General features: G+C 69.5%; 7 protein-coding genes. 2 read left to right on the top strand and 5 right to left on the bottom strand.

Annotated elements, in window-relative coordinates; genetic code table 11:
- The 3 genes from KDL01_RS35050 to KDL01_RS35040 form a co-directional block, all read right to left on the bottom strand.
- Nucleotides 1-695: LLM class flavin-dependent oxidoreductase (locus KDL01_RS35050; RefSeq protein WP_212532998.1), on the bottom strand; the 695-nt coding region annotated here is incomplete at its 3' end.
- A 182-nt stretch (nt 696-877) separates the two neighbouring features.
- Nucleotides 878-2,746: an ABC transporter ATP-binding protein gene (locus KDL01_RS35045; protein ID WP_212532997.1), complete on the bottom strand. Its 1,869-nt coding sequence runs from the start codon at nt 2,744-2,746 to the stop codon at nt 878-880.
- Nucleotides 2,743-4,548: an ABC transporter ATP-binding protein gene (locus tag KDL01_RS35040; RefSeq protein WP_212532996.1), complete on the bottom strand. Its 1,806-nt coding sequence runs from the start codon at nt 4,546-4,548 to the stop codon at nt 2,743-2,745. Before KDL01_RS35040 ends, KDL01_RS35045 begins: the two co-directional genes overlap by 4 nt.
- Nucleotides 4,549-5,077: 529 nt before the next feature.
- Here KDL01_RS35040 and KDL01_RS35035 point away from each other — a divergent pair.
- Nucleotides 5,078-6,109, top strand: a complete 1,032-nt coding sequence (locus tag KDL01_RS35035; RefSeq protein WP_212532995.1) for a heavy metal-binding domain-containing protein — start codon at nt 5,078-5,080, stop codon at nt 6,107-6,109.
- Between the two features lie 21 nt (nt 6,110-6,130).
- On the opposite strand, the gene KDL01_RS35030 is transcribed toward KDL01_RS35035, so the two are convergent.
- Nucleotides 6,131-6,829 carry a hypothetical protein gene (locus KDL01_RS35030; RefSeq protein ID WP_212532994.1) on the bottom strand — a complete coding sequence of 233 codons (699 nt, stop codon included), beginning with the start codon at nt 6,827-6,829 and terminating at the stop codon, nt 6,131-6,133.
- 420 nt (nt 6,830-7,249) lie between these two features.
- Between KDL01_RS35030 and KDL01_RS35025 the strand changes: the two genes are divergently transcribed.
- Nucleotides 7,250-9,184, top strand: a complete 1,935-nt coding sequence (locus KDL01_RS35025) for a cellulose binding domain-containing protein (RefSeq protein ID WP_212532993.1) — start codon at nt 7,250-7,252, stop codon at nt 9,182-9,184.
- 92 nt (nt 9,185-9,276) lie between these two features.
- Here KDL01_RS35025 and KDL01_RS35020 read toward each other — a convergent pair whose 3' ends face one another.
- Nucleotides 9,277-9,525 carry an SCO4226 family nickel-binding protein gene (locus tag KDL01_RS35020; RefSeq protein WP_212532992.1) on the bottom strand — a complete coding sequence of 83 codons (249 nt, stop codon included), beginning with the start codon at nt 9,523-9,525 and terminating at the stop codon, nt 9,277-9,279.
- Nucleotides 9,526-9,783: the final 258 nt, after the last annotated feature.

Here is a 9,783-nt window from a genome sequence, read left to right as displayed (position 1 = left end):
CGCCCCAGCTGCCCGGCCCCGCGCTGGGCGAGTGCCTCCCGGTAGCGCGCCACCACCGGCAGGTGCACCTCCGGGTGGTGCAGGGTGCTGGGAAGCAGCAGCGGCAGCCCGAGCGCGGCGGCCAGGTCGGCCGACCGGGGGGAGAAGCCGGCGCCCAGCCAGATCCGCGACTCCGGCTGCTCCGCCGAGGGCCGCGGCTGGATCGTCACCGCGTCCAGCGGCGGCCGGCTGCCGCCGGACCAGGTCACCGGTGGCTCCCCGAGCAGCCGCAGCAGCAGCCGCAGATGCTCGTCGAGCCGGTCGCGCACGTCCTGCTCGCCCTCCGAGCCGAACGCCGCCCACGTGCGCGAGGAGACCCCGCGCGCCACGCACAGCTGCGCCCGCCCGGCGGAGACCGCGTCGAGCACGGTGAACTGCTCGGCCACCCGCACCGGGTCGGCGTGCGCGAGCAGCGTCACCGCCGTACTCAGCCGTAGCCGCGAGGTGCGCGCAGCGATCGCCGCCAGCAACAGCTCCGGCGCCGAGACGATGTAGTCGTGGAAGTGGTGCTCGCCCACCCCGACCCCGGCGAACCCGAGCGACTCGGCGTACACGCAGGCCTCGACGATCGCCCGCACGCGTTCGCCCTGCCCCACTAGCACGCCGGTGACCGGGTCGGGCAGGTGATCCCCGAGGGACAGGTAGTAGATCTCCACGCACACACCGTTCGCTCGCCGCTGCCTTCGTCGCGTCAGATGCCCTGCGCCCGGCGCGATTCGCCATCGTATGCGCCCGGGCCGCCGCCAGGCCCCGAGACCCGCCGCCCACTCCCGGGTCTGCGGACTATTGCTGCCGGATTGACGCGGGTCTTCGGGGCGCGGTCCGGCGGCCCGATGGCCTACGGCCGGTGCGCCTGCGTCCATCTCCGTCGGTCCGCGAGGAAGTCGGCGGGGGTGCAGTCTTCGATGATCCGGCCGTCGGCGAGGACGAGTACGCGGTGGGCGATCTGGAGTGTGGACAGGCGGTGGGCGATGATCATCGACGTGCGTCCGTGCAGGAGCGCGCGCATCGCTGTGTGCAGGGCGCGCTCGGTCGGGATGTCGAGCGCGGAGGTGGCTTCGTCGAGCACGATGATCGACGGGTCCACCAGGAACACCCGGGCCAGGGCGATCAGCTGCCGCTGGCCGGCGGAGAAGCGGGCGCCGCGGCTGCCGACGTCGGCCTGATAGCCGTCCTGCAGTTCGTTGATGAACTGATGGGCCCCGGCCGCGGCGGACGCGCGCCGGATCTCCTCGGGCGATGCGTCGGGGCGGCCGAGCGCGATGTTCTCGGCGATGGTGCCGGAGAACAGGAAGCCCTCCTGCGGCACCATCACCATGGCGTTGCGCAGCTCGTCGTTCGTGACGGACCGCAGGTCGACCCCGTCGAGCAGGATCCGTCCGGCGGTCGGGTCGTGGAGCCGCGCGAGCAGCTTGGCCAGGGTGGACTTGCCGCTGCCGGACGGCCCGATCAGGGCGACGGTCTGTCCCGCCGGGATCTCGAGTTCGAACCTCGAGAGCACCTCGCCCGCGCCGCGGTAGGCGAAGTCCACGGCCTGGTAGCTCACGCGGCGCCCGACGCAGTTCTCGGCAAGCGTAGGCAACGGTGTCGGGTGTTCGGGCTCGACGACGCTCGGCTCGATCGAGAGCAGCACGGCGATCTTCCCGAGCGAGGCGATGGCGGACTGGTAGGTGTCGAGGACGCCGCCGAGCTGGAGCGGGCTGTCGTAGAGGTCGCGAAGGTAGAGCGCGATGCCGGCGAAGCTGCCGAGTTCCAGCGCGCCGGACGCGACACGGTAGCCGCCCCACAGGACCAGGGCCGCGACGGCGGTGTTCGCGACGAGCCGGGACGAGGTGACGTACCGCGCCATCTCCAGCCCGGCCTGCCGGTTTTCCACCCGGTGGTGTCGGTTGAGCACTGCGAAGCGCCGGTCGTTGGCGTCCGCCCGGCGAAACGCCTGCACCGTGCTGATTCCGGCGAAGGTCTCGTTCATGTCCCCGGCCACCGCGGCCGCGGCCGCGGAGCGCCGCTGGTAGACCGGGAGCGAGCGCTTGCGGAACACCCGCATCGTCCACGAGATCGGCAGCAGGGCGGCCAGGGCGGCGACGCCGAGCTGCCAGTCGAGCGCGAGCACGACGGCGGAGACGTAGACCAGTGACACCCCCGCCGTGACGATCTGGTTGATCCCGCCTTCGAACAGCTCCCGCACGGCTTCGACGTCGCCGGTCGCCCGGGAGGTCACCGCCCCGGCGGCGTGCGACTCGTGGAACTCGATGCCCTGCGCCTGGATGTGCCGGAACAGCCGCGACCTGAGCTCGGTGAGCACGTTCTGCCCGAGCGCGACCGAGAGCCGGACGAAGAGGTTCTGCAACACGCCGGCGGCGAGCACGCAGAGCGCGTAGCCGACGGCGACGATGACGAGCGGGGCGGCGTCCTGCCGGGTGAGTGCGGGAATCGCCCGGTTGATGGTGACGGCGACGAGCAGCGGCCCGGCCAGCGCGGCGGCCTGCTGCAGCAGGACGAGCAGCACTACAAGGCACAGGCGGCGCGTGTCCGGGCCGAGCACCGTACGCAGCAGCGCTCTGGCCGCGCCCTTCGGCGCCGGCGCCTCGAAGGGGTCGAGGGGCGCGGCGGATGTGCCGGGCGCCTCATGGTTCTCCGCGTCGGCGCCGGGTCGGGCCCGGGTGGGCGTGGCGGCGGGAGCCGCGGGGCGGGCGGAAGCGTTCACCGTTCCTCCTCGCGGCTCACCGTCGGCGCGAGCGGGGTCATCAGCTGCGCGTACTCGGGCACACTCGCCAGCAGTTCGACGTGGGTGCCGACCGCGATGACCCGGCCGCCGGCCAGCAAAGCGACCCGGTCGGCCAGCTCTGCGGTCGCCGGCCGATGCGCGATGACCAACGCGGTCGTCGCGGCGAGCACCTCGCGCAGGGCGTCGTGGATCTGTGCCTCGGTCTCGACGTCCAACGCGGACAACGGGTCGTCGAGTACGACGAGCCTGGGCCGGCGGACCATGATCCGTGCGAGCGCGACCCGTTGGCGCTGCCCGCCGGACAGGGACATCCCGTTCTCGCCCACGACGGTTGACGCGCCGTCCGGCAGGCTGCGCACGAACTCGTCCGCCTGGACCGCCCGCAGCGCCTGATCGAGCCCCGCGGCGTCGGTCTCGGCTCCCAGCAGGACGTTCTGTGCGATCGTGCCGGAGAACAGCACGGGTTGGTCGAACGCCACCGACACCTGGGAACGCAGTTCACCGAGCGAGAGGTCCGCGATGTCGAACCCGTCGAGCATGATGCGTCCTTCGCCGGGTTCGTACAGGCGCGGGATGAGCGAGGCGAGAGTGCTCTTGCCGCTGCCGGTGGCCCCCACCACTGCCAGCGTCTCGCCCGGCCTGATGCGCAGGCTCACCTCCCGCAGCGCGGGCGGGTCCTCGGGGCCGGCGTCGCGGTAACGGAATCCGACGCCTTCGAGTATGAGCTCTGCCGGACCGCGCCGGTCGGCCTCGGGCCGCGGGCCGGCCCGGAGTTCGTCTTCGGGCACCGCCGTCTCATCGAGCACCTCGAAGAACCGGTCTGCCGCCGCGGCGGCATCGTGACAGCCGGCCAGCATCGCCCCGGTCGCCGAGACGGAGGGCCCGAGCGCCGCGACGGTGCCGAGGAACGCCAGCAGCGTTCCCGTCGAGAGCCGTCCGCGTTCGTCCTCGACCGCGCCGAGCACGAGCGCGCACGCGGTTGCCAGCCCCGGCAGCGTCGTGACGAGGGCCGAGATCCCGCCGAGCAGCCCCGCCTTGTGCATCTCGGCCTCGCGCAGCCGCTGTATCCGCCCGCGCAACCGGGCATACCGCTCCCCGCTGGATCGGAAGCCCTTCACCACGCGGATTCCCGTGACGGACTCCAGGATGACCGTGGTCAGATCACCGGCCAGGTCCTGCGCCCTGCGTGTCGCATCCCGGTATCTCGACTCGAACCGATAGGCCCGCAGGATCAGGACCGGAATGGGCGCGAGCACGATCAGCGCGAGCAGCCATTGCTCGGCCAGCAGGATCACCGCGCCGACCGTCAAAGTCGCGGCGAACACGGGCAGGAAGGTGAACGGTCCGGCCACGAACTGCTGCAGCACCTGGAGGTCCGTGGTGCCGCGGGAGAGCAGTTGGCCGCCCGCCCACCGCCCATGCACCTCGATCGGCAGCCGCTGCACATGCCCGTGCAGGTCGGCGCGCATGTGCGCCTCGATTCCGGAAAGCGGGGAAGCCATCAGCCAGCGCCGGACACCGAAGATCGAGGCCTCACCCGCCCCCAACAGCAGCAGCGCGAGCCCGCCAAGCGTCACCTCTCCCGGCTGATGATGGGCCACCGGGCCGTCCACGATCCAGCGCAGCACCTGCGGCATAGCCAGCGCGAGAAGAGACGCGAGCGCCGCGAGCGCCGTCGCCACCCGCAAACTCCAGCGGTATGGCAGCAGATAAGGCTGCATCCGCCGCAGCGAACGGAAAGTCGAGGTCCCGCCGCCGCGGTCCTGCCGGAGCCTCGTCATGGATTGCGTCTACCGATGAGCGCGCAGAGGGGAAAGGCCGTGCGAGGCGACGAACTCGGGCCGGGCCAAGGCCGCATTGTTGAGGACACGAACACGTTGCGCTGGGGGAACGGGGGTGATGTTCCGGCGCTGTGCTGCCGGGCTCTGGCGGAGAGTCGGCACCGACGATGCTCGATCAGATCGAGGTCGACCTCGCCGTGTCCGACGCTGAGATTGTCGGCTAACGGGTTCGGGCTCGGCTGGTTGATCGTTATCGTCCGCCCCCTGATATTGGATCATAGGATCGCCTCACGCTACCCTCCGTGCCCGGCTGGTTCTACCGATTATCCGACGGTGCAGGAGATGACGCGGCTCGGCCGGGGAGCTGTTGACCATCACTCTCCAAAGATAACAGGCCCAACTTGCGGAGAAGCTTCCACCCTGAGATCCCAGCGCAGGAGAAAACCCAAAGCGGCCACGGCTCAACGACTTCGCGCTTCGTGGCGTTCAAGATCTTCGGCGGCGCGGGCGGGGGCACGGGTGCTCTAGCATGCGTGATGTGTCGGATGCTCCAGACGATCAGTCCGCGTGGCCGGTGTCGCCGGGGTATGGCGCGTCCGATCCGCGGCTGGTCCGGTTGGATCGGCTGCGTGCGTCGCGCGGCTGGAGTTTTCCAGGGCCGGTGGGGGAGTTCGCGGCTGCGCGGGTCGCGGGGTTCGAGCCGGTCGGCCAAGTGTTCGGTACGACGGTGGCGTTCTTGGGGGATCCCGCTTTTCCGTACGTCGGTCCTCCCGGTCTCGGCCGCTGCTTCGTGGTCGGTTCTGATGGTGGCGGGTCGAGCGCCGACCAGCACAATCCGCTTCTCGCGACGCTCAGGGAGGCGCGCGAACTGGCCCTGAGCCGTGCGGTGGCCGAGTGTGAGGCGCTGGGTGGCGACGGCGTCATCGGGATCCGCCTGAGCGCCGCGGAGTTCTTGAGCCACACCATGGAGGTCACGGTCGAGGGCACGGCGGTGCGGGCACGTTCCCTGACACGTCCGCCCGCCCCGTTCACCACGCATGTCTCGGGCCAGGATCTGGCCAGGCTGCTGGATTCGGGCTGGATGCCGTTCGCGCTCGTGTTCGGCCTGGCGCTCGCCGCCCGCCACTTCGACGACAGCATGTTCCAGCAGACCCGCCTCGGGGTCGGCGCCGCGGGGAACCGGGAGGTGTCGGGCTACACGCGCCTGGTCAACGATGCCCGGCGGGAGGCGCGCAGAACGCTGGAGATCGCCGTGGGCGAGCGGGGCGGTGAGGGGGCCGTGATCGGCGAGGCGACGCTGCGTTTCAGTGAGCGTGAGTGTCCGCGCCAGTTCGAGCAGCGCTCGGATTATGTGGCGCAGGCCGCGATCCTCGGCTCTGCCGTCGTCTCTCTCGAGCGCTCGACGCCGGCGACGCGGCGGGCGCCGCTGACGATCATGAAGCTGGATCGGCGAGCCGAGGCGGCCGCTGATGATGCCGCGGGCGCCGCGGATCCTTCTCCCGCGGCGCCCGGCCTCAGTGCTCGTGCATTCGCCTACTGGTCCAGCCGTCGGTCCGACTGAGCGCAGCGGCTCTGGTCGGTTTCAGCGCTGGGCGGCGGCGAGGAGGCGGTGGATGCCTTCCTGCGACATCTTCATCAGCCGGTAGGCGAAGAAGATGAGCGCGGCGCCGAGCAGGGCGCGCAGGCCGAAGTAGAGCATCAGTTCGTGGTCGTGGTTGGTGACGTCCTGGAGCGAGTTGATGTCGTTGTTGTTCGACTGGCTGGTGAGGAACAGGCCGAGGGCGAACGAGAGGACCCAGGTGGCGCGGAAGTAGGTGTAGCCGGCCTTGGCGAACACGGCGCGGCGGGCGCCGAGGGAGCCGAGCTGGGACTTGAGCTGGCGTTCCCAGACGATGATCGAGATGAGCGCGGCGAAGTAGATGCCGGTGGCGATCCAGGAGCCGGTGTTGATGTGGCTGTCGGAGGCCTGTGCCTGGGCGACGGCGTTGTCCGGGACGGTGCCGCCGGCGATGTCGGCGTTGAACGTGTTGATCAGGGAGAGCTGGCTGTTGATGACGAAGATCTCGGCGATGCTGGCGATGACGTAGAGCGCGCCAAGGGTCATGACGATGATCGCCGGGATCAGGCTGAGCGGCTTGAGCGGTCCGGCCAGGGGGTAGCTGGCGACGGGGTAGGCGTAGGCCGGGTGCTGCTGCGGTATTCCGGCGGTGTCGACGGGGCCGGAAACGGGGCCCGAAACGGGGCCAGGCTGGGGCAGCGCCCAGGGGTCGATCTCTGACATGGTTCCCCTCCATGGCATGGCGAAGGCACTCCTCGGGGTGCCCGGGAGTGCCGCGAAAGACCCCATGCTGGGGCCGGGGGCGTGGCGATGTCAAGATGCTGGGAATATCCGGGCATTATCAGAGCATTTCGGGCGGCGCGGGTTGGGCCGGGTGTGCAGCCGGGCGTTCCCGAAACATTCACGCGGGCCGGCCTGCCGTGGCCGCCCGGTGGGTTTCGTGTTCGATCGCGTTCGATCGCATCAGCGCCTAGATCGCGCTTGTCCGCAGGTCAGGCGGCGTGTAACTTTCATCGGCGGCTTTGACGCGTTTCCGACGGGGTGTTAGTTGTACTTTCGCGATGCGACTTTACGGTTTCATCGGACATTCCCGATTCTTCGGCGAATATGCCCCTTTCCTGTTGATGCGAAGGAAATCCCACTGTGCCCACCGAAACGAGACAGGCCGGGCCTCGCCGCCTCGGCATGGCGCTCGCCGCGAGCCTGAGTGTGCTGGGCGTGGCCATGGCGGTCGCGCTGCTGCCGTCCACCCCGGCGTACGCGGCCGACAGTGCGACGATCAACGGTGCCACGACGTATCAGACCATGGCCGGGTTCGGCGCCTCGGAGGCGTTCGGCCAGGCGTCCTCGCTGATGAACGCGCCGGCCGCGGAGCAGGCGCAGGCGCTGAGCTGGCTGTACAGTCCCACCGCCGGGGCGGGGCTGACGATTCTGCGTAACGAGATCAGTGCCGATTCGGGGAGCACGATCGAGCCGACGGCGCCGAGCAGCGCGAGCGCGACGCCGAGTTACGTCTCGCTGTCCTCGATCAATCAGGATTCGGGGCAGTTGTGGCTGGCTCAGCAGATCAAGAGCCTGTACGGCGTGTCCGACGTCATCGCCGACGCGTGGAGTGCGCCGGCGTTCATGAAGACGAACGATTCGGTGGACAACGGCGGGAACCTGTGCGGGGTGACCGGGGCCACCTGTTCGAGCGGTGACTGGCGTCAGGCTTATGCGAACTACCTGGTGCAGTACGCGGCGGACTATGCGGCCGCGGGTGTGCCGCTGACGTACGTCGGGCCGGAGAACGAGGCCAACATCTCCACCAGCTATGACAGCATGCAGTTGACTCCGGCGCAGACCGTGAACGTCTTGGACGTGCTGGGTCCGACGCTGGCGGGTTCGGGTCTGTCGACGCAGTTGGAGTGCTGTGCGACGGAGGGTTGGGACACGGCGCAGACGTATGCGGCCGCGATCGAGGCGGATGCGACGGCGAACGAGTACACGCAGGTGTTCACCAGCCACGGCTATACCGAGGCGCCGACCTCGCTGCTGTCGGGGTGGAGTAAGCAGGCCTGGCAGTCGGAGTGGATGGGTACGAGCAACGCGTTCGACGCGGCGTGGGACGACGGTACGGCGGATGCCGGGTTCACCTGGGCGCAGCGGATCTATCAGGGGCTGACCGAGGCGAATCTGAGTGCGTACCTGTACTGGGAGGGTGCTGACACGAACAACGCGAACGGCGGCCTGGTGTGGCTCAACAGTGACGGCACCGCGTCGGCCTCGAGCCGGCTGTGGGCGTTCGCGAACTACAGCCGCTATATCCACCCGGGTGCGGTGCGGATCGCGGCGACGCCGTCGAACAGCAACCTGGAGATGAGCGCGTTCAAGAACACGGACGGCACGGTGGCCGTGGTGGTGCTCAACACGGCGTCGAGTGCTGACACGGTCGGGTACTCGCTGAGCGGCACGGGCATCACCACCGGCTCGGCGACTCCGGTGCTGACCGACGCGAGTGACAGTGCCGCGACGCAGTCTTCGATCGCCGTGAGCGGCGGGGCGTTCACGGCGACGATTCCGGCGCGCGGCCTGGTCACGTACGTGGTCTCGTCGGGTTCGGGTCAGACGGGTACGCCGTCGGCGTCGGCGAGCGCGTCCGCGAGTGCTTCGGCGTCGGCGTCGCATTCCGCGTCGCCGTCGGCCTCGGCCTCCGCTTCGGCTTCTGCATCCCAGTCCCCGTCGCCGTCCGCGAGCGCGTCCGCGTCCTCGACCGGCGGTGCGTCGTGCACGGTGCAGTACTCGACCACCTCGCAGTGGGCGGGTGGTTTCACCGCGAATGTGGTGATCACGAACAACGGCTCGTCCACGATCAACGGCTGGACGCTGGCGTACACGTATCCGGGGGATCAGAAGATCACCAATGCGTGGAACGCGACGACCACCCAGTCGGGTGAGGCCGTGACCGCCACCAATCTGAGCTACGACGCGTCCATCAGTCCTGGCGGCAATACGAGCTTCGGGTTCCAAGGGACTTGGACGAGCAGTGACTCGCCGCCGACGTCCTTCACCCTCAACGGTGTGGCCTGTGCCGCCTGACGGCTGACGATTTGAATGACTTGACGGCCTGACCGGCTTGTACGGTCCGCGCACCACCGCGCGGACTGTACAACCCGGTCACGCGCCAAAGTTCAGAGGCTGATCGCCATGCGGTAGACCTCGTCCGCGCGGTGCCCGGCACGCTCGTGTACCCGCTGGACCGCTTCGGCCGAGGGTGCGTCGGAGATGCAGTAGACGGCGCCGGACTCCTCGTCCTTCCACCATTGCTTGAAGTGGACGTGCTCTTCCGCCTCGATCGCCAGGTCAGCCTGGTGTGCGGCCTCGAGTTGTTCCTCGGTCATCGCGGCCAGGCCGCGGTGCACGTCCATGAAGGTCGTCATGGGTGCCTCCCTCGGGGGGTGTGTGCACGGAAGCGCTGCCGGCCCCGACACCATGCCGGCGAGAGCGCCTCCGCTCTTCCACGCTACGTACGATGCCGCCTGTGCGCGAGTGCGCAGGGCCTCTTCCGTACGCGACCGCCTGGGTGGATACTTGGCACCTTACATATGTCGGCCGGGGGGATGGGCAGATGTCGGGTGGGGTTGTCATCGAGTATGCGTGGGGCGAGGCTGCGGGGATTCCGCGGCATCGGCTGGCGG

The organism is Actinospica durhamensis, from assembly GCF_018139695.1.
GTDB classification, from domain to species: domain Bacteria; phylum Actinomycetota; class Actinomycetes; order Streptomycetales; family Catenulisporaceae; genus Actinospica; species Actinospica durhamensis.
This window is presented reverse-complemented; position numbering and strand designations above follow the sequence as displayed.

What these genes read in the sequence shown, in the direction of transcription:
- KDL01_RS35020 (WP_212532992.1), bottom strand. Translation starts at nt 9,525, where the DNA reads ATGACGACCTTCATGGACGTGCACCGCGGCCTGGCCGCGATGACCGAG.
- KDL01_RS35030 (WP_212532994.1), bottom strand. Translation starts at nt 6,829, where the DNA reads ATGTCAGAGATCGACCCCTGGGCGCTGCCCCAGCCTGGCCCCGTTTCG.
- KDL01_RS35040 (WP_212532996.1), bottom strand. Translation starts at nt 4,548, where the DNA reads ATGACGAGGCTCCGGCAGGACCGCGGCGGCGGGACCTCGACTTTCCGT.
- KDL01_RS35035 (WP_212532995.1), top strand. Translation starts at nt 5,078, where the DNA reads ATGCGTGATGTGTCGGATGCTCCAGACGATCAGTCCGCGTGGCCGGTG.